Source organism: Micromonospora sp. NPDC053740 (assembly GCF_040677775.1).
GTDB lineage: Bacteria > Actinomycetota > Actinomycetes > Mycobacteriales > Micromonosporaceae > Micromonospora > Micromonospora alfalfae.
The window spans coordinates 420,202-439,306 of the sequence record NZ_JBFASO010000002.1 but is presented as its reverse complement, the minus strand read 5'-3'; the positions used below and the strand labels follow the sequence as shown (position 1 = coordinate 439,306).

The following is a 19,105-nucleotide window of genomic DNA, read 5'->3' as shown; positions in this document are numbered from 1 at the left end:
CTCGGTTCACAGCAGCACCAGGTCGTCGCGGTGGACGACCTCTCGTTCGTACGCCGGGCCGAGCGCCGCGGCGAGTTCGGACGTGGAGCGGCCGAGCAGCCCGGGTAGCTCCACCGCGTCGTAGTTGACAAGCCCTCGGGCGACCGATGCGCCGGCGGTGTCCACCAGGTCCACCGGGTCGCCGGCCGTGAACGTGCCGTCCACGGCTGTGATGCCGGCCGGGAGCAGCGACTTGCGCCGCCCGACGACGGCGGCGACCGCGCCCGGGTCGAGGTGCAGCCGCCCCCGGGGTGAGGTGGCGTGGGCCAGCCAGAACAGCCGGGCCGTCGGGCGTCGCCGCTGCGGGTGGAAGAGCGTGCCGACCGGTTCGCCGGCCAGCGCCTCCGTGGCCAGGTCGGCGGCGGTGAGCACCACCGGGATGCCGAAGCCGGTGGCGATCCTCGCGGCCTCGACCTTGGTCACCATGCCACCGGTGCCGACGCCGGACCGGCCGGCCCCGCCGATGGTGATGCCGGCGAGGTCCGCTTCGTCGCGCACCTCGGCGATCCGGGTCGAGCGCGGGTTGGCGGGGTCACCGGTCCAGAGCGCGTCCACGTCGGAGAGGAGCACCAGCAGGTCGGCGTGCACCAGCGCGGCCACCAGGGCGGCCAGCCGATCGTTGTCGCCGAACCGGATCTCCTGGGTGGCCACCGTGTCGTTCTCGTTGACGATCGGCACCGCCCGCAGGTCGAGCAGCTTGCGTAGCGTCCGGTACGCGTTGCGGTAGTGCGCTCGCCGGGTCACGTCGTCGACTGTGAGCAGCACCTGCCCGACGGTGCGGCCGTGCCGGGCGAAGCTGGCCGCGTACCTGCCGATCAGAAGCCCCTGCCCGACGCTGGCGGCGGCCTGCTGGGTGGCCAGGTCGCGCGGGCGTCGGGACAGCCCGAGCGGGGCGAGCCCGGCGGCGATGGCGCCGGAGGAGACCAGCACCACCTCGCGCCCTTCGGCGGTGAGCCGACCGAGGGTGTCGACCAAGGTGTCGACGCGCTCGTCGGCCAACCCGCCGGTGGCGGTGGTCAACGAGGAGGATCCGATCTTGACGACGACCCGCCGGGCCGTCGTGACTGCGTCGCGCACCCGACCATTCTGCGTGGTCACGGCCGCACCGCCCGGCGGCCTTCCCATATGGTGGCGGATTGTGACTCCAGACGAGTACGTCGAGGCGGTGCTCGACCTGGTCGAGCGGATCCCGGAGGGCCGGGTCATGTCGTACGGCGGGGTGGCCGACGCGCTGTCCGAGCGTTCCGGACGTGCCTCGGCCCGGTTGGTCGGCAACATCATGGCTCGGCACGGCGGCTCGGTGCCCTGGCATCGGGTGGTGACCGCGAGTGGTCGACTGCCGCCGGGGCACGAGCGCGAGGCCCGGGCCCGGCTGCGGGCCGAGGGAGTGCCGCTGCGCGGCGAGGGCGTGGACATCGGGGCGGCGGGTTGGTCGCCTGATGAGGGGATGTGACCGCCGTTCAAACGTGAGTAACATTCGGCCCCATGAAAACGCCGCCGGGCGCCGGCTCATCAGCCACCGGCTCGCTGCCCCGCTCGGTGCACGCCGGCTACGCGCTCGGTTCACTGGCGACCGGAGCGTTCGGCACAGTGCCCGGCCTGCTGCTGCTGCCGTACCTGACCGACACCCTGGGCGTGGCCGCCGGGCTGGCCGCCCTGCTGGTGTTGCTGCCCAAGGCATGGGACGTGCTGGTCAACCCGGTCGCCGGGCGGATCTCCGACCGGACCCGGTCGCGGTGGGGTGCCCGCCGGCCGTACCTGCTCGTCGCCGGCCTCGCGCTCGCCGTCCTGTTCGCGTCGATCTTCGCCGCGCCCTTCGGTAACGGTCCGGCGGCCGTGGCGTACGTGGCCTTCGCCTTCCTCGCCACCGCCACCGCGTTCGCCTTCTTCCAGGTGCCGTACGTGGCGATGCCGGCGGAGCTGACAGGCGACTACGCCGAGCGCACCCGGTTGATGACCTGGCGGATCGCGGTACTGGCGTTGGCCATCCTGGTCTCCGGCGCTGTCGCGCCGCTGGTGGTGAGCGCCGGTGGCGACGGCGTGGCCGGACACCGCTGGATGGGCCTGTTCGTGGCGGTGCTGATCGCCCTCGGCGCCCTCGGCGCGTTCCTGGGCACCCGGTCCGCGCCGACCGGCACTGTGGGCGAGAGCGAGCCGACGCTACGCGCCCAACTCGCCGTGGCCGGTGCCAACCGTCCGTTCCGGGCACTGCTGATCTGCTTCGTGGTGCAGTCCGCCGGGGTGGCCACGATCCTGGCCGGGGTCAACTACTTCGCCGGGCAGATCCTGCGCGACGAGGAGAGCGGGCCGACACTGCTCTTCGTCTGCTTCGTCGGGCCGGCGCTGCTGGTGATGCCGATCTGGAGCCGGATCGGTGCCCGGCTGGGCAAGCGCACCGCGCTGGTCGTCGCCTCGCTGATCCTCGCCGTCGGGGCGTTCGCCCTGGTCGCCGCGCCGGTGCTGCCGGCGGTGGCTGTCTATCTCGTGGTGGCGCTGATCGGCGTGGGGTACGCCGGACAGCAGGTCTTCGCACTGGCCATGTTGCCGGACTGCATCGCGCACGAGACGGCGCGTACCGGCCGACGGCAGGCGGGCGTCTTCACCGGGCTGTGGACCGCCGGGGAGACCTTCGGTCTGGCGCTCGGCCCGGGAATCTACGGACTGGTGCTCCAGCTCTCCGGCTACGTGTCCTCCGACACCGGCTCGGCGGCGGCCCAGTCGGACACGGCGAGACTGGGTGTCCTCCTCGGTTTCACGCTGATCCCGGCCCTGCTGATCGCCCCTCCGATCCTCCTGCTCCGCAGGTACACCCTCACCGCCCAGAGCGACCGGGTCGACCATGGAGTTGTGCTGGGGGACGAAAGCCGTTGACCGTCACGAGAAGGGCACCATGACTCCATGATCGACGAGAACAGGGTTGAGGCTGGGGCGCTTTCCGCCACCGGGGTTCCGGCGGAACGGGTTCTTGACGAGGTGCGGGAGCTGCGGGCGAGTGACGCGCCCACCCACGGGGGACGGCTGTTCGCGTACGTCTACGACCCGGCGGTGCCCGGGCTGGACGAGCTGGCCGCCGCCGCCCACCGGGAGAGCGCGCACGTCAACGGCTTGGACCCGACCGCGTTCCCGTCCCTGCTGGCCATGGAGAACGCGCTCGTCGCCGCCGCCGGCCGGGTGCTGGGCGCCGGCCCCGGGACCACCGCCCCGGACGTCGTCGGCAGCGTCACCAGCGGCGGCACCGAGTCGCTGATCCTCGCCGTCAAGACCGCCCGGGACGCCCACCCGGAGATCGCCGCACCCCGGATCGTGGTGCCGTCGAGCGCGCACGCGGCGTTCGCCAAGGCGGCGCACTACCTGCGGGTGGCGCTGGACGTCGTACCCGTCTCCCCAGAGACGCTGCGCCCCGACCCGACCGCGATGGCCGCCGCGATCCGCCCGGAGACGGTGCTGGTCGCCTGCTCCGCGCCGTCGTACGCGCACGGGGTGGTGGACCCCGTCATGCAGATCGCCGCCGCCGCGGCCGAGGCCGGCGTGCGCTGCCACGTGGACGCCTGCTTCGGCGGCTGGACCCTGCCGTACCTGCGCCGTCTGGGGGAGCCGGTGCCGCCGTTCGACTTCGCGGTGCCCGGGGTCACCTCCATCTCGGTCGACCTGCACAAGTACGCGTACGCCCCGAAGGGGGTGTCGGTGCTCCTGCACCGCGACGCCACGCTGCGCGCCCCGCAGTACTTCGCGTACGCCGACTGGCCCGGCTACACCATGATCAACCCGGTTATCGCGTCCACCCGCTCGGGCGGTCCGATCGCCGCCGCGTACGCCACTGTGCGGCACGTCGGCGACGACGGCTACCTGCGGCTGGCCGCGATCACCAGGGACGCGGTCGTCGGTCTGGCCGACGCGGTCCGGGCCGTCGACGGCTTGCGGCTGATGGCCGAACCGGAGTCGACTGTCGTCTGCTTCACCGCCACCGAGGGCGGCCCCGACCTGTTCGTCCTGGTCGACGAGCTGACCGCGCGCGGCTGGCACACCCAACCCCAGCTGTCGTACGACGGCCTGCCCGCCAGCGTGCACCTCACCGTGACCGCCGCTGTCGCCCCCCGGGTAGCCGAGTTCGGGCCGGACCTGGCCGAGGCGGCGGCCGCGGCCATGGCCGCCGGCCCGGTGCGGCTGCCCGCCGAGCTGGCAACCCTTGTCGGCGCGCTGACCCCCGAGGCGCTGACCCCGGACCTGATCGTCGGCCTGGCCGCCGGGCTGGGCCTGAGCGGCGAGGCGGGGTCGGACGCGGCACCGCTGCCGGAGCGGATGGCGCTGGTGAACACACTGCTCGACGCCGCGCCGTCGGCGCTGCGCGAGCGGTTGCTTGTCGAATTCGTCAGTCTGCTGCAACGCCCCAGCTGGGCGCCGAGCTGACAGTGCGGCAACGGGCCCGGCGGTCGGTACCGGCCGCCGGGCCCGTTGGCCGGATCACGGAGCCACCCGCACCTCCACGAAGTTGTTGGTGCGGGTCAGGTCCTGCCAGCGCCGGTCCTGGTCGTCGAAGTGCACCACCCGAACGCTGGGTTGGTTCAGCGCTGTCGGATCGACGAGCAGGTGGAACGTGTACGCCCGGCGCTCCCCGGCCCGCAGGCCGGCTGTGCGGCAGGTGGCCCCCGACTCGTCGCCTCCCCGCCACGGCACGCAGATCGACGAGTCGGCCTTGCTCATCGCCCCGATCTGGTCAATTCCGGCGAAGCCGATGTGCGCCACGTCCACCGGCCCCGTGTTGCTCAGGCTCAGGCTCAGGATGCCCGGACGCTTCCCGTCGGTGCCGGCCGGCCCGAGTACGAGGTCGCCACCGGTCAGCACCAGGTCGGTCAGCCGCGGGTCAGTGCCGAAGGACCTCGGCCCGTCGCTCTGGGTGAACCGGCCGTCGTGCCAGCGGTACGTCCGCCACTGGTTCTGCGCCCAGTAGCTCGGCATCGAGCAGCAGGGCTGGAGGTCGGCCACCTGAGCCCGCACCTTCCCGTCCTCTGTGACGGCGGCGTCGGTGATGTCGTCGAGCCCTTCGGCCGTGCCGATGACCCGGGCCATGGTCACGATCCGGCCGTGCCCGTCGCGGTCGAACGCCACGAGCTGTTTCGCCGAGGCCTCGCCGATCGGACAGCTGAGCAGGGCGACCGTCTCGGTCGCGCCATCGCTGTCCAGGTCGGTGTAGTTCAGGTCCAGGTCCTCCAGTGCCGGCACACCCATGGTGTGCGTCGGCGGCCGCAGCCGAACGTCCGAGGTGGCGCAGTTCCGCGCGTACGAGGGCCAGGCCGGCAGGTCGACGCGGGCGGCCAGCAGCTGGGCGCGGCTGATCCGGCCGTCCGGCGCGGCCGGACTCGTGGTCGTGGTGGTGCCGGGGGTCAACGGGGTCGACGGCGTCGGTGCGGGAGCACTCGGCGGCGGTGTGGTCGGCTCGCCGGTCTGTGCCGGCGTCGGAACCGATCCGTCATTTCGCAGGGCGGCGTTGGCGACGATCGGTGCGACCGCCAGGACGATCGCCGTCACGGCCACCGTCACAGCCTTCGCCTGCCGACGCCGACGAAGGGTACGCCGTGCCTGGTCAGGTCCCGGACCTGCGATCTGGGAGATCGTCTCGGCGCGGTACGCAGCGAACCGTTCCCGTAGCCGCGGGTCGACGTCAGACATTGCCCATCCCCTCGGTGCCCTCGTCGAGCAGCCCCGCCAACGCTGCCCGGCCGCGGTGCAGCCACGACTTGACGGTGCCCTCGGCCACCCCCTCCTGACTCGCTATCTCAGTGACCGGCAGATCGGCGAGGTAGTGCAGGATGACTGCCCGCCGGTGGTGGGCGGGCAGTTGGGCCAGCGCGGCGTCGATCGCCACCCGATCGGGCGTCGGCCCGGCCATCGTGGCCTCGGCCCGCCGCTGCCGGAGCAGGTGGTCGCGCGCCGTCCGGAGCCGCCGCCACCGGCTCCGGGCGAGGTTCCAGGCGACCTGCCGGACCCAGGCGACCGGATCGTCGTACCGGGCCAGCCGGTCCCACCGGGCCAGGGCCCGGCAGAACGCCTCCTGCGCGAGGTCCTGGGCCTGTGAGAGGTCGCCCACGTAGGCGCCCAGTTGGCTGGTCACGTTGCGAAAGTGCGCGTGGTAGAAGTCGTCGAAGCTCACAGTCGTGGTGCGCTCCCCGCCCCTCGCGGCAATCGCCCCCGGTGGCTCGTTGGCACGGGCTCCCGTCATCACTGTCACTGCCCCTCCCCCGTTCGCCGTCGGGCCCGTACCCGAGGCGGTCGTACCACTCGCTCATCGGGGTCGTTCCCGTGCTCCCCGACGTCGGCGCTCCTGCTCGGCGTGCCGTACCCCCTTAGAAGCTCCGAACGGGTCTCGGGGTTGCAGCCCGACGCTGTGGTTCGACTGTCGTATGGGGGACTGAGTGGCGAGGCGGGGTCGGACGCGGACCACCGCCGGGGCGGATGACGCCGGTGGACACGCTGCTCGACGCCGCGCCACCGACGCCGGTCAGCGGTACGTGATCACGACGGTGTTGTCGGGGTCGTAGACCTCCTCGACGAAGTCGAAGCTGGCGTCCATCGGCCGGACGTCCACCTCGGCCTTCCCGGTTCCGACGGTGGCACCCGCCGCCACCCGGAAGCCCAGCGTGAGCCGGCGTTCCTTGCCCCCTTCGAGCCGATTCAGATCACAGGTGACCGGCTCACCGGTCGATTCCGGGTCGTTGCGGCAGACCGCCCATCCGTCGCCGTCCGGGCGGATCGCCGCCGGCAGGCCGAGCCGCAACGCCACATAGGCGGCCGGACCCGTGGCTCCGTTGCGGATGCGTACTGTCACAGTGCCGGTCCGGGAGCCGTCCGATGCGTCGGTCAGCGTCAGATCAGTCGAGGTGACGACCAGGTTGACATCGTGCTTGTTGGTGCCGAAGCTCGTCGGCCCGGAGACCTGGGCGAAGGCGTCGCCCTTCCAGCGGTAGCCCCGCCACTGCCGCTGTGACCACTCGGCTGGCCAACCGCCCCCGGGAGCGATGTCACCGACCTGAACGCGGACCGTGCCGTCGCCCACCACATCCAGCGCGAACAGCCACTGCGGCTTGTCGATTGTGGTCGCTACCACCCGGCCGACAGTCGTCACCTTTCCTTCCTTGTCCCTGTCGAAGGCGACCACCTGCATCGGCCCGCGGGTGCCCAGTACGCACTGCACGAGAGCCACCGTCTCCACCGCGCCGTCCCCGTCGATGTCGCCGTGGTCGAGCGCCAGGAGCCAGTTCGCGCCTTCCCGGGCATCGGCGGTAAGCCGGGTCTGCGACGTCGGGCAGCCTCGACCGGCCCGCCACGCCGGCACTGTCACAGGCACCCCCAGCAACTGTGCCCGGCTGAACCGGCCGTCCGGCACTGTCGTGGTCGGGCTGGCACTGGTCCCGGCGGGGCTGGGGGTTGAACTCGGCGGTGGCGTCGGCGACACCGACACGCTCGGCGTCGGCTCGACCGGACCGGGCCGGTGCTCATTGCCGCTCATCGCCGCGTACCCGACGGCCGATCCGCCGAACAGGGCGAGCGCCGTCGTGGCGGTGGCAGCCAGCCGTCGTCGGCTGCGGCCTCGTACCGTCCGCCGAACGGCGGCCGGCCCCGGTGCCTCGACCTCCGGCAGCGCGCTGCGGCGGTATCGGGCGAACTCTTCGGCGAGGTCGAGAACCTCCTGCTCAGACATCTCGCACCTCCTCGTTTGTGTCGCGCAGAAGTGTGGCGAGAGCGGCCCGGCCCCGGTGCAGCCAGGACTTGACAGTCCCCTCGGCTACCTGTTCCTGGGCGGCGATCTCGGCGACCGTCAGGTCGGCGAGGTAATGCAGCACGACGGCCCGCCGCTGCTTCGGCGGCAGTTTCGCCAGGGCGGCGTCGACAGCGACCCGGTCAGGGTTCGGCTCGGCCACGTGTGTCTCCCGTTGCCGCAGCAGCCACAGTTGCGCGGTCCGCAGCCGCCGCCAGCGGTTGTGGCCGAGGTTCCAGGCGACCCGACGGACCCAGGCCAGCGGGTCCTGGTAACCGACGAGCTGGTCCCAGCGGGCGTACGCCCGACAGAACGCCTCCTGAACCAGTTCCTGCGCCTGCCCACGGTCACCCGTGTACGCGGTCAACTGCACCACCAGCCCCCGGAAGTGGGCGTGGTAGAAGTCGTCGAAGACCAGCTCCGCTGGTGTGGAGGTTGCGCCTCCCGGCAGGTCCGGCGGGCGTCCGCCCTCCCGCACATCTCGTGTCACAAGCACTCGTCCTCCCCGTGGCGGCTGCGGGCGGTGTGTTCGCCAGCACCGGTCACACAAGCGAGCGCGCCAGTAGGTTGCGCGTCAGTCGCTGCCGATCCTTGTCGGCTCCGGGACAGTTGGTGGACCCCTCGCGCCGATCACCGCCGGACCGCACGGACGTCGTCTGTGATTCACTGTCGGTGAGGAGAGGGGGCGGTCGTGCAGCTACCGGCAGTGCTCGGGGAGCCGATCCGGTTTGTGCTGAACTGGGGCCGTCGCTACTCGCTCTGGGTCTTCAACTTCGGTCTGGCCTGCTGTGCCATCGAGTTCATCGCCACCAGCATGGGACGGCACGACTTCATCCGACTCGGCGTGATCCCGTTCGCCCACGGCCCCCGCCAGGCCGACCTGATGGTGGTCTCCGGCACCGTGACCGACAAGATGGCCCCGGCGATCAAGCGGCTCTACGATCAGATGCCCGAGCCGAAGTACGTCATCTCGTTCGGCGCCTGCTCCAACTGTGGCGGCCCCTACTGGGATTCGTACTCGGTGACCAAGGGCGTCGACCAGCTCATCCCGGTCGACGTGTACGTGCCCGGCTGCCCGCCCCGGCCGGAGGCGCTGCTGCACGGCATCCTGCGCCTGCAGGAGAAGATCGCCGCCGAGCAGTCCGGCATCGGGGGTGTGCCGCAACGCGACGTGTTGGCCGCGCCGTTGGACGCTCCGCCCCGCGAGGCCGCCGCCCCGCGCTCGGTCGACTCGCTCACCGCTCCGCCGGTACGCCCACCCACCGCGACCTGACAGCGTGAGTCACCACCCTGTTGTGGACCCGCCGCACTAGCCTGCGCACTATGAGCAGCTCAGCGGACCAACGGTCCACCCACATCGTCGATGTGCTCACCGACGAGTTCGGCGCGTCGATGGCGATCGACCCGGCCGCCTTCCGCCGCAAGTTCCGCAAGATGGCGGCGTCGCCGTTCGCCTTCTACCGGGGCAGCGCCGCGCTGTTCTACGCCGACCAGCTCGGCGACTTCGCCGACGACCGGTTCTCCGACGAGCAGACCAGCCGGGTGTGGATCCACGGCGACCTGCACGCGGAGAACTTCGGCACCTACATGAACGCCTCCGGGCAGCTCGTGTTCAACGTCAACGACTTCGACGAGGCGTACGTCGGGCCGTTCACCTGGGACCTGCGCCGGCTCGCGGCCAGCGTGGCGCTGCTCGGTTACGGCAAGGCGCTCTCCGACACGGCGATCGGGGAGTTGGTGGCCGGGTTCGCCCGGTCGTACCTGACCGAGCTGCGGGCCATCGCCGCCGGTGGTGACGACGCGATCGGCTCGATCACCCTGGACAACGCCGACGGGGTGCTGCGCCGGGTGCTCCAACGGGCCCGGCTCAACACCCGCGTGGACCTGCTCGCCGCGCAGACCACAATTGACAACTACGAGCGACGTTTCTCCATCGGCGACGGGGTCTTCGAAATCGACGACGCCACCTGGGACCTGGTCAGCGCCGCCTTCCAGGACTACCTGGGCACCCTGCCAACCGCGTCGACGCAGCTGCGCCCGGTGGCGGCCCGGATCAAGGACGTGGTGCTGCGCAAGGGGGTCGGCATCGGCTCGGCCGGGCTGCCGTCGTACAACCTGCTGCTGGAGGGGCACACCCAGGCGTTGGAGAACGACGTCGTCATCTACATGAAGCAGGCGCAGGTGCCGGCGGTGGCGCGGTACGTCACCGACGAGACGGTCCGCGGCTACTTCCAACACCAGGGGCACCGGACCGCCGAGTCGCAGCGGGCGTTGCAGGCGCACGCCGACCCGTGGCTGGGCTTCACCGAGCTGAACGGGGCCGGTCAGCTGGTCGCCGAGGTCTCCCCGTACGCCGCCGATCTGGACTGGTCGGACGTGAACGAGCCGGAGGAGCTGACCGGGGTTCTCGTCGACCTTGGCCGCGCCGTCGCCCGGATGCACTCGGTCGCCGACGATGAGTCAAGCCACGACCTGGTGGACTACTCCACCGAGGAGGCGATCGTCGCGGCGGTGGACGCCGACGAGTCGGGATTCGTCGACCACCTTGTGGATTTCGCGCACGCGTACGGGGTGCGCGCCCGCCAGGACCATCAGCTCTTCGTCGACCTGTTCCGCAACGGTCGACTGCCGGGCATCTGATCGGGCGCGGCGTCGCTCAGGACGCGAACTCCAGCACCACCTTGATGTCGTCCGGTCCGGGCGTGTACGCGTCGGCGTACCTGTTCACCGGCACCCGTCGGGTGATCAGCGACTCCAGCCAGACCTGGTCGGCGCGGGCGAGCGCCTGCGCGGCCATGTTCCAGTGTCGTCGGTTGGCGTTCACCGAGCCGAACACCACGTTGTTCTCCAGCACCAGCGCCCGATTCAGCGCCCCGGCGTCGAAGTCGATGCTCCGGCCACCGCTGGACACCCCCGCCAGGCAGACGATCCCGGTGGGGGCCGCCTTGCACATGACGTCGAGGACCACTGTGGGAGCGCCGGTGCACTCGATCACCACGTCCGGCTCGAAGGGCAGGTCGTTGACCGGCACCGTGTGGTAGGTGGCGCCGAGCCCGGCGACCAGCTCCGGCTTCGGCCCCTCGGTGTTCCGGTCCAGCACGTGGACGGTGAGCCCACGCTGGGTGCCGAGCAACGCGGCCAGCAGACCGATCGGCCCGGCCCCGGTCACCAGGACGGTCTGCGGCTGCCACTCGGCCCGGTGCCCGATCCGCTCGATGTGGTCCCACGCCTTCGCCACCACACTTGTCGGCTCCAACAGCACGCCCACCTGGGCCAGCGTCGGGTCGAGCGCGACAGCGAACCGCGGCTCGACCCGCCAGCGGTCCCTGGCGAACCCGGCCAGTCCCTTGATGCCGTGCTCGGTGTACCGACCGTTGCGGCACATGTCCCACTCGCCGACCGCGCAGTTCGAGCAGGGCACCGGGTCGGGGTACCGGACGATCCCCGCCACCAGGTCACCGGGTTGCAGGGTGCCGCTGGAGTCCTCGATCACCCGGCCCAGTGACTCGTGCCCGATGACCAGGCGGTCGGCACCCGGCGGCGCCTCGCCGTACTCCCCGGCGATGATCTCGTGGTCGGTGCCGCAGATCCCCACCGCCAGCGCCTCGACCAGGACAGAGCCCTCCTCGGCAGCCGGCTCCGGCTGATCCTCGACGAGGCTCAGCGAGTTGGCGACCCCTGGTCTTACCGTCACAGCGCGCACGCCCTCATCTTTCCCCGCCGAGGCGTGCGCCGCGCCCAAAGCCGGCAGATCGCTGGGCATCGGCGGCGGCCAGGTGCGGGCCCGGCCGGCACTAGGATCAGCGGCATGACTCCCGAAGAGGTCGGCGCTCGACTGGTCGCGCTGCTCGCGCCGGTCGAGGCGACCCCGTCGGTCTCCGGCGGGCAACGTTTCGCTCGGGCCACAGTCGACGTGCCACCCGCGAGTTGGCTGACAGCGGTTTCCGCCGCCCGCGACGACACCGAACTGGCCTGCGACTTCTTCGACTGGCTCTCCGCCGTTGACGAGCTGGCCGAGGGCTTCGACGTGGTGGCGCACCTCTGGTCGACGCGACTGCGTCACGGCCTGCTGCTGCGTACCCGGTTGCCGCGCGGCGCGCCCACTGTCGCCTCGGTGGTCGACGTCTACCCCGGTGCCGCCTGGCACGAGCGGGAGACGCACGAGATGTTCGGCATCGACTTCGCCGGGCACGGGGAACTGCTGCCGCTGCTGCTGCCACCGGAGTTCGAGGGTCACCCGCTGCGTAAGGAGTTCGTGCTGGCTTCCCGGGTGGCCAAGCCCTGGCCGGGCGCGAAGGAACCGGGCGAGTCCGAGGCCGGCGGCGGACGTCGACCGATCCGCCCGCCGGGCGTTCCCGCTCCAGGCGAGTGGGGGCCCACGCCCACCCCGGCTGGCGCCGGTGGGGTGGGGGAGGGCCCGCGTGGCGGCACCCCGGCCAGGCCGGCCCGTGAGCGTCCGGCGCGGCCCGCCCCGGGGGCCCGTCCGGCGCGTACTCCCCGACCGGCCGGCGCCACCGACGGCCCGGCACCTGCCGACGAGCCTGCGCCCGACGCAGGCTCGGCCGCACCTGACCAACCCGGCGTTGGCCCGGCCGCCGAGACCGTGCCCGGTGTTGGTCCGGCTGCCGAGGCCGTGCCCGGTGTTGGTCCGGCTGCCGAGGCCGTGCCTGGCGTTGGTCCGGCTGCCGAGGCCGTGCCTGGCGTTGGTCCGGCCTCCGAGACCGTGCCCGGCGTCGACGGGGCCGACCAGATCGCGCCCGGCTCGGCCGCACCGGGCAGGCCCGGCGAGGGCTCGGCCGCGTCGGGTGGCGAGCCGATCGCGGACCCGCCGGGCCGCGACGACCGGAGCGACCACGACGGGGGTACGGCCTGATGCCGCTCTGGGTGGAGTTGGTGCTCCGGATCGGCGGCGTGGTGGTCGCGTTCCTCACCCTGCCATTGCTTGTCGGCCAGGCCGAGCACAAGGTGATGGCGCACATGCAGGGTCGGCTCGGCCCGATGTACGCGGGCGGCTTCCACGGTTGGGCGCAGCTCGTGGCCGACGGGGTCAAGTTCGTGCAGAAGGAGGACATCACTCCGCGCGAGGCGGACCGGGCGGTGTTCCGGTTGGCGCCCGCGGTGGCCCTGGTGCCCTACCTGCTGGTGTTGCTCGTCATTCCGCTCGGTCCGAACGACCTGGTCGGGCAACCGTTGGACATCGGCCTCTTCTTCGTGCTGGCCGTGGTCGGCGTCGGGGTGGTGGCGGTGCTGATGTCGGCGTGGGCGTCGGCCAACAAGTACAGCCTGCTGGGCGGGTTGCGCGGGGCGGCCCAGTTGCTCGGTTACGAGCTGCCGCTGGTGCTGGCCGCCGCGTCGGTGGCGACGGCGGCCGGCACGCTCAGCCTGTCGGGCATCGTCGAGGCGTGGCAGCCGTGGTGGCTGCTCTGGCAGGCACCCGCGATGATCATTTTCTTCGTCGCCGGGCTGGCCGAGATCCGTCGGCCACCGTTCGACATGCCGGTGGCCGACTCGGAGCTGGTCTTCGGCTACATGACCGAGTACACCGGTCTGCGGTTCGCGTTCTTCCTGCTCGCCGAGTACGTCGGCATTGTGGTGATCGCCGCGCTGACCACTGTGCTGTTCCTGGGTGGTTGGCAGGGCCCGTTCGCCGACGACCAGCTGGGCTGGCTCTGGACGCTGCTCAAGATCTTCGCGGTGTCCTTCGTGATCATCTGGCTCCGGGTTTCCTACCCCCGGCTACGCGAGGACCAACTCCAACGCCTCTGCTGGCTGGTCCTCGTACCCGCATCCCTCGCTCAACTGGTCCTAACCGCAGCCGTCCGCATAGCCCTGTAACCCAACCCCGCCCCGCAGCCCGGCCCCGCCGCGCCCCCGCCCCGCCGTGCCCCGCCGCGTCGATCAAGGAGTTGTGGTGGGTGACAAATCACCCGGACACCCGTAATTCAGGCACCACAACTCCTTGATCGACGGGGTAGGGAGGTCGCCGACCCGCGATCTTGCACTTACTGTGCCGACAAAAGGGGCGTAGTGCTCGAATCGGCAACCAAAACTGCAAGATCGGCGGGGCGGACGGGTGAGAGCGCGGGCGGGCGGGGCGCGGTTGGGCGTGCGTCGGCGGGCGGGCGCGAGTCGGCGGAGCGGACGGGTGAAAGCACGGGCGCGGGGCGGGCGGGGGGTTGTTCGTTTAGGGCAGCGGGGTGTGTTCGGGGTTGACTGGTTCAACCGGGGGTGGGGGCGGGGTGCCGTCGCCGAAGGGGCGGCCACCCAGCGCTTCCCGACCGTGTGGGGTGAGCCAGTTGGACAGGTCGGGGCCGAGCGGAACGATCCCGGTCGGGTTGATGTCGCGGTGCACCTCGTAGTAGTGCCGCTTGATGTGGTCGAAGTCGATGGTGTCGCCGAACCCGGAGGTCTGGAACAGGTCCCGGGCGTACGCCCACAGCACCGGCATCTCGCTCAGCTTCTGCCTGTTGCACTTGAAGTGGCCGTGGTAGACGGGATCGAAGCGGACCAGGGTGGTGAACAGTCGCACGTCGGCCTCGGTGATGGTGTCGCCGACCAGGTAGCGCTGGTCGGTCAACCGCTCGGTGAGCCAGTCCAGCCGGTCGAAGAGCTGGTGGTACGCCTTGTCGTACGCCTCCTGGTTGCCGGCGAACCCGCACCGGTAGACGCCGTTGTTGACGTCCCGGAACACGACGGCGTTGACCTCGTCGATCTGTTCCCGCAGGTGCTCGGGGTAGAGCTGCGGGGCGCCCTCGCGGTGGTACGCCCTCCACTGCGTGGACAGGTCAAGGCTCATCTGCGCGTAGTCGTTGGTCACCACCTGCCCGGTCGGCACGTCCACGATCGCCGGCACTGTGATGCCGCGCTCGTAGCCGGGGAAGCGCTTGAAGTACGCCTCCTGGATGCGCTCGATGCCGAGCACCGGGTCCCGGCCGTCCGGGTCGAGGTCGAAGGTCCAGCTCCGGGCGTCGTGGGTCGGGCCGGCCACCGCCATCGAGATGGCGTCCTCCAGGCCGAGCAACCGCCGCACGATGATCAGTCGGTTGGCCCACGGGCAGGCCCGGCTGACCGCCAACCGGTACCGGCCCGGCTCGACCGGGTATCCGTCGCGCCCGTCCTCGGTGATCCGGGTGGCGATGTACCGCTGGTCGCGGGTGAACTCGCCGCCCGGCTCGACGTACTTGCCGCCTTTTTCCTCGCCCACGTCGCCCTCCCGGTCTGGTCAGTGTCTCTACCCAATCCTCGCGGATCTACGGCGCACCGTGGTCCCGGTTACCCTGCCGGCATGACGGACGTGGAGGCGGCGGCCCGGCGGTTCATCGCCGATGTGTGGAATGCCCGCCAGGAGGAGTCGGCGTACGAGCTGGTCGCCGAGGAGTGCCCGGGGCTGGGCGGCACCGGGCCGGAGGCGACGTTGGCCTGGCATCGTGAGCGCCGGGCGGCCTTCCCGGACCTCCGTTACAAGATCGTCGACGTGGTCGCGGCCGGTGAGCGGGTGGCGGTGCACTGGCGGGCCGCCGGCACCCACGTCGGGCAGTTCGGGCCGGTGCCGCCGACCGGGCAGGTGGTCAGCTATTCGGGTGCGACGTTCCTTCGCTTCGACGCGGCGGGCCGGATCGTCGAGGTGTGGAGCTGCAACGAGCTGTTCCAGTTGCTGCAACAGCTCGGCGTCGAGATGCTCCCACCGGTGGTCGGCGGGCCCGCTGCGTGATTCGGCTGATCCGCAGGTGACAGTGCTCCTCGGGTAAGCCCTAGGGCCGTAGACCTGTGGGTGGTGGTCGCGCGCGCCGTGGCCACAGGGCAGGATGGTCGACATGAGTGACCCCAGCGAGCGCGGTGCCACCGGCGAACGCGGCCTTCCCGGCGCGGGCCTGGTGAAGGGGCTGGCGGTCACCCTCAAGACGATGACCAGCCGTTCGACCACCCAGCAGTACCCGGACACGGCTCCTGATCTGCCGCCGCGCTCGCGTGGTGTGATCGCGCTGTCCGAGGAGAACTGCACTGTCTGCATGCTCTGCGCCCGCGAGTGTCCGGACTGGTGCATCTACATCGACTCGCACAAGGAGGAGGTGGTGGTGCCCGGCGCCGCCCGCCCCCGCCAGCGCAACGTGCTCGACAAGTTCGACATCGACTTTTCGCTCTGCATGTACTGCGGCATCTGCATCGAGGTCTGCCCGTTCGACGCGCTCTACTGGTCACCGGAGTTCGAGTACGCCGAGTACGACATCAAGGACCTGCTGCACGACAAGGACCACCTCGGTCAGTGGATGGCCACCGTTCCGCCGCCGCCCGCGCACGACCCGAACGGCGAGCCGGCCAAGGAGGAGACGTCCGCCGCGCGCAAGGCGGCCGCCTCCCGTCCCGCTCCGCCAGCGGTACGTCCCGACGCCGACCAGGATCCGGCGTCGTGAGCGCCCGAGCCGGAAGGGCGCCGCGGTGACCGGCGCGGATGTGCTGCTGGTCGCCCTCGGCGCGGTGGCGGTGGGTGCCGGCGTGCTGGTGGTGACCACGAAGCACCTGGTCCGGGCCGGGCTCTACCTGGTGGTGTGCCTTGGCGCGTTGGCCGGTGACTTCCTGGTGCTCAGCGCCGAGCTGGTGGCCTGGGTGCAGGTGCTGATCTACGTGGGCGCGGTGGTGGTGCTGCTGTTGTTCGCGGTGATGCTGACCCGGGCCCCGATCGGCGCTTCCGACGACCTGGACCGGCCTGGCTGGCCGGCCGCGCTGATCGGTGGCGGCGCCGGGCTGGGGCTGACGGCCCTGCTTGTCGACGCGTACCGCTGGAGCACTGTCACACTGCCGCACGCCGGCACCGCCGAGCGGTTGGGCGAGCAGATCTTCCAATCCTGGGTGCTGCCGTTCGAGGTGCTCTCGGTGCTGCTGCTCGCCGCCCTGGTGGGCGCGATCGTGCTGTCCCGCCCGGACATCGGCCGAGCCGCCCCGCAACGCGACGGCCGGGCGGCCGACCTGGTCGACAGCGAGCCCGGGGGTCGCCGGTGAGGCCGGTCATCCCGTACGTCACCGCCGCGCTGCTGTTCGGCCTCGGCGTGTACGGCGTACTGCGCCGCCGCAACGCGGTGCTTGTGCTGATGTCTGTCGAGTTGATGCTCAACGCGGTCAACCTGATCCTGGTCACCGCGGACACCACGGCCCGCGCCGTGCTGCCGCACTCGGGGCAGGTCTTCGCGCTGTTCGTCATCGTCCTGGCCGCCGCCGAGATCGGGGTGGGGTTGGCGATCGTCCTTCAGCTCTACCGGCTGCGGGCGACAGTCGCGGTGGATGACGTGCCGCTGACCGAGTCGCCGGATCCCGTCGGTGGGCGCGAGCCGGCCGTCGGAGACTCGGAGGCGGTCCGGTGACCGGGCTGCTCGGGGCGCTGCTGCCCGCCGTACCGCTGGTCGCCGGGCTGCTCGGGCTGCTGCTGCCACCGGCCCCTCGGCGCGACAGCGCGACCGGCGGCGACCGCGCCCGGACGGCCGCCGTGACGCTCGGCGTCGCCGGTGCGGCCGGTGCGCTGGCGCTGGCCGTCGCGCTGCTGCTCACTGTCGACGGGCCGATGGAGACGTCGGCCACCTGGGTCGACTTCGGTGGGCTGGCGGTGACCCTCGGCGTACGGCTGGACGGGGCCGCCGCACTGGTCGCGGTGGCGGTCACCGCTGTCGCCCTGGCCGTGCAGGTCTACTCGATCGGTTACCTGCGGCGCGGTCCGCACGACGACGTCGACGTGGATCACCGCTACCCGCCCTACGCCGCCCAGATCAGCCTCTTCACCGGTGCCATGTTGCTGGTGGTGGTCGCCGGGGACCTGATCATGTTGTTGGTCGGCTGGGAGGTGATGGGCCTCTGCTCGTACCTGCTGATCGCCCACGACCGCCGACTGGCCGGCGCCCCCGCCGCGGCCATGAAGGCGTTCCTGGTGACCCGGGTCGGCGACGTGGGGTTCCTCCTCGGCATCGCGCTGCTGGGTGTGTCGACGGGCAGCTTCCGGATTGCCGACGTGCTCGCCCACGACCACTCCGGCGCGACCTTGACCGCCGCTGGCCTGCTGCTGCTCGCCGGTGTGGCGGGCAAGAGCGCTCAGTTCCCGCTGCACACCTGGCTGCCGGACGCGATGGCCGGCCCGACCCCGATCTCCGCGCTGATCCACGCCGCGACGATGGTCGCCGCCGGGGTGTACGCGGTGGCCCGGCTCTACCCGCTGTTCACTGCCGCGCCGGTGACGCTGACAGTGCTGGGGGTGCTCGGCGCGGTCACGCTGCTGCTCGGCGCGCTCGCCGCCACCGCCCAGGACGACATCAAACGCGTGCTGGCCTGGTCGACGGTGTCCCAGTTGGGTTACATGACCGGCGCGCTGGCGGTCGGTTCACCGTCGGCAGCGCTGTTCCACCTGCTCACCCATGCCGCCTTCAAGGCGCTGCTGTTCCTCGCCGCCGGCGCGGTGATCCACGCCGTCGGCACCACGCTGATGTCGGAGATGGGCGGGCTGCGGCGCAGCATGCCTGTGACGTTCTGGTGCACCGTGGTGGGCCTGGGCGCCCTGGCGGGGGTGCCGCCGTTGGCCGGTTTCTGGAGCAAGGACGGCGTGCTGACTGTCGCCGAGTCGGCCGCGCTGGAGGGCACCGGCCCGGCCCCGTCCTGGGTCGGCTGGATCGTCTGGATCGCCGGGCTGGTCGGCGTGGCGGTCACCGCCTGGTACGCAGGTCGGCTGCTGTTGCGCGCCTTCTTCGGCGCACCGCGCCTGCCCCTGGTCCAGCCGCACGACCCGCCGGCGGTGCTGCGCTGGCCGGTGCTGCTGCTGGCCGTGCCGGCCGCGCTGCTCGGTCTGGTCGGGTTCGTCGGGGCGTTCGCCGACCGTCTGCGGTTCCCCACCGTCCCGGTGGCGGGCTCCGAGGACGGCCTGGTCCACCTGGGGTCGGGGGTGCTGCTGCCGCTTGCTTTCCTGCTGTTCGGCGCCGCGCTGGTGCTGCTGGGCTGGCGGCGCGACAGGGCCGCCGACCCGGCGGCCGCGCTGGGTCCGCTGCGGCCGGTCTTCGCCCGCGCGTTCCGGCTCGACGACGTCCAGCACACCCTTGTCGTACGCCCGGTCCGCGCGCTGGCCCGTGCCGCGCGAACGGGTGACGAGGTGGTGGTGGACGGCGCTGTCGAGGGCAGCGGGCGAGCCGCGTCCGGTCTGGGCGCGGGGCTGGCCGCGCTGCACCGCGCGGCGCTGCCCCGGGCCGCCGCCGGTGTACTGGCCGGCGCGCTGCTGATCGGCCTGGCCGCCGCACTGGTGGGAGTCAACCGGTGAGCGCGAGGAGTGAGCCGGGTTTGCGAGCC

Annotated in this window: 18 protein-coding genes and 1 pseudogene; 12 read left to right on the top strand and 7 right to left on the bottom strand. The window is 71.8% G+C overall.

Features of this window, described 5'->3' with window-relative positions; all coding sequences use genetic code 11:
• Positions 1 to 6: 6 nt before the first annotated feature.
• Positions 7 to 1,116, bottom strand: a complete 1,110-nt coding sequence (gene proB / locus AB0K35_RS06640; protein WP_238666879.1) for a glutamate 5-kinase — start codon at positions 1,114 to 1,116, stop codon at positions 7 to 9.
• 61 nt (positions 1,117 to 1,177) lie between these two features.
• Between proB and AB0K35_RS06635 the strand changes: the two genes are divergently transcribed.
• The 3 genes from AB0K35_RS06635 to AB0K35_RS06625 are packed head-to-tail and all read left to right on the top strand — an operon-like array spanning position 1,178 to position 4,446.
• On the top strand, positions 1,178 to 1,492 hold the full coding sequence (locus tag AB0K35_RS06635) for an MGMT family protein (RefSeq protein ID WP_238666878.1): 315 nt from the start codon (positions 1,178 to 1,180) through the stop codon (positions 1,490 to 1,492).
• Positions 1,493 to 1,524: 32 nt separating this feature from the next.
• The gene (locus AB0K35_RS06630; protein ID WP_238666877.1) at positions 1,525 to 2,910 is read left to right on the top strand and encodes an MFS transporter; all 1,386 of its coding nucleotides are present in this window, start codon (positions 1,525 to 1,527) and stop codon (positions 2,908 to 2,910) included.
• A gap of 27 nt (positions 2,911 to 2,937) precedes the next feature.
• A complete protein-coding gene (locus AB0K35_RS06625) occupies positions 2,938 to 4,446 on the top strand; it encodes an aminotransferase class V-fold PLP-dependent enzyme (protein WP_363884084.1) in 1,509 nt (502 codons plus the stop codon).
• 54 nt (positions 4,447 to 4,500) lie between these two features.
• Here the strand turns inward: AB0K35_RS06625 and AB0K35_RS06620 are convergent, their stop codons facing one another.
• The 4 genes from AB0K35_RS06620 to AB0K35_RS06605 form a co-directional block, all read right to left on the bottom strand.
• Positions 4,501 to 5,706, bottom strand: a complete 1,206-nt coding sequence (locus tag AB0K35_RS06620) for a hypothetical protein (RefSeq protein WP_363884082.1) — start codon at positions 5,704 to 5,706, stop codon at positions 4,501 to 4,503.
• Positions 5,699 to 6,265: a SigE family RNA polymerase sigma factor gene (locus AB0K35_RS06615; RefSeq protein ID WP_357364430.1), complete on the bottom strand. Its 567-nt coding sequence runs from the start codon at positions 6,263 to 6,265 to the stop codon at positions 5,699 to 5,701. The genes AB0K35_RS06620 and AB0K35_RS06615 overlap by 8 nt, the downstream gene beginning before the upstream one ends.
• 270 nt (positions 6,266 to 6,535) lie before the next feature.
• A complete protein-coding gene (locus AB0K35_RS06610) occupies positions 6,536 to 7,735 on the bottom strand; it encodes a hypothetical protein (RefSeq protein ID WP_363884080.1) in 1,200 nt (399 codons plus the stop codon).
• A complete protein-coding gene (locus AB0K35_RS06605; protein WP_238667154.1) occupies positions 7,728 to 8,243 on the bottom strand; it encodes a SigE family RNA polymerase sigma factor in 516 nt (171 codons plus the stop codon). The genes AB0K35_RS06610 and AB0K35_RS06605 overlap by 8 nt, the downstream gene beginning before the upstream one ends.
• A 240-nt stretch (positions 8,244 to 8,483) precedes the next feature.
• Between AB0K35_RS06605 and AB0K35_RS06600 the strand changes: the two genes are divergently transcribed.
• A complete protein-coding gene (locus AB0K35_RS06600) occupies positions 8,484 to 9,065 on the top strand; it encodes an NADH-quinone oxidoreductase subunit B (protein ID WP_112620697.1) in 582 nt (193 codons plus the stop codon).
• 50 nt (positions 9,066 to 9,115) lie between these two features.
• Entirely contained in the window at positions 9,116 to 10,432 is a 1,317-nt protein-coding gene (locus AB0K35_RS06595) for a DUF2252 domain-containing protein (RefSeq protein WP_363884078.1), read from the top strand.
• A gap of 16 nt (positions 10,433 to 10,448) precedes the next feature.
• Here AB0K35_RS06595 and AB0K35_RS06590 read toward each other — a convergent pair whose 3' ends face one another.
• Positions 10,449 to 11,495: a glucose 1-dehydrogenase gene (locus AB0K35_RS06590; protein ID WP_238666871.1), complete on the bottom strand. Its 1,047-nt coding sequence runs from the start codon at positions 11,493 to 11,495 to the stop codon at positions 10,449 to 10,451.
• 105 nt (positions 11,496 to 11,600) lie between these two features.
• On the opposite strand from AB0K35_RS06590, the pseudogene AB0K35_RS06585 reads away from it, so the two are divergent.
• Positions 11,601 to 12,179, top strand: a pseudogene (locus AB0K35_RS06585) (NADH-quinone oxidoreductase subunit C); the annotation flags it as partial.
• A gap of 485 nt (positions 12,180 to 12,664) precedes the next feature.
• Complete coding sequence (locus AB0K35_RS06580; RefSeq protein WP_363884076.1) at positions 12,665 to 13,627, top strand: complex I subunit 1 family protein; 963 nt, start codon at positions 12,665 to 12,667, stop codon at positions 13,625 to 13,627.
• Positions 13,628 to 13,976: 349 nt separating this feature from the next.
• On the opposite strand, the gene AB0K35_RS06575 is transcribed toward AB0K35_RS06580, so the two are convergent.
• A complete protein-coding gene (locus AB0K35_RS06575) occupies positions 13,977 to 14,996 on the bottom strand; it encodes a glutathione S-transferase C-terminal domain-containing protein (RefSeq protein ID WP_238667493.1) in 1,020 nt (339 codons plus the stop codon).
• Positions 14,997 to 15,077: 81 nt separating this feature from the next.
• On the opposite strand from AB0K35_RS06575, the gene AB0K35_RS06570 reads away from it, so the two are divergent.
• From AB0K35_RS06570 to AB0K35_RS06550, 5 genes are all read left to right on the top strand, one after another.
• Positions 15,078 to 15,503, top strand: a complete 426-nt coding sequence (locus AB0K35_RS06570) for an ester cyclase (RefSeq protein WP_238667494.1) — start codon at positions 15,078 to 15,080, stop codon at positions 15,501 to 15,503.
• Between the two features lie 103 nt (positions 15,504 to 15,606).
• Entirely contained in the window at positions 15,607 to 16,203 is a 597-nt protein-coding gene (locus tag AB0K35_RS06565) for an NADH-quinone oxidoreductase subunit I (protein WP_238667495.1), read from the top strand.
• 25 nt (positions 16,204 to 16,228) lie between these two features.
• Positions 16,229 to 16,789, top strand: a complete 561-nt coding sequence (locus AB0K35_RS06560) for an NADH-quinone oxidoreductase subunit J (RefSeq protein ID WP_238667496.1) — start codon at positions 16,229 to 16,231, stop codon at positions 16,787 to 16,789.
• On the top strand, positions 16,786 to 17,148 hold the full coding sequence (gene nuoK / locus AB0K35_RS06555) for an NADH-quinone oxidoreductase subunit NuoK (RefSeq protein ID WP_238667497.1): 363 nt from the start codon (positions 16,786 to 16,788) through the stop codon (positions 17,146 to 17,148). The genes AB0K35_RS06560 and nuoK overlap by 4 nt, the downstream gene beginning before the upstream one ends.
• The gene (locus AB0K35_RS06550; protein WP_363884073.1) at positions 17,145 to 19,076 is read left to right on the top strand and encodes an NADH-quinone oxidoreductase subunit L; all 1,932 of its coding nucleotides are present in this window, start codon (positions 17,145 to 17,147) and stop codon (positions 19,074 to 19,076) included. Before nuoK ends, AB0K35_RS06550 begins: the two co-directional genes overlap by 4 nt.
• The last annotated feature ends 29 nt before the right edge of the window (positions 19,077 to 19,105 follow it).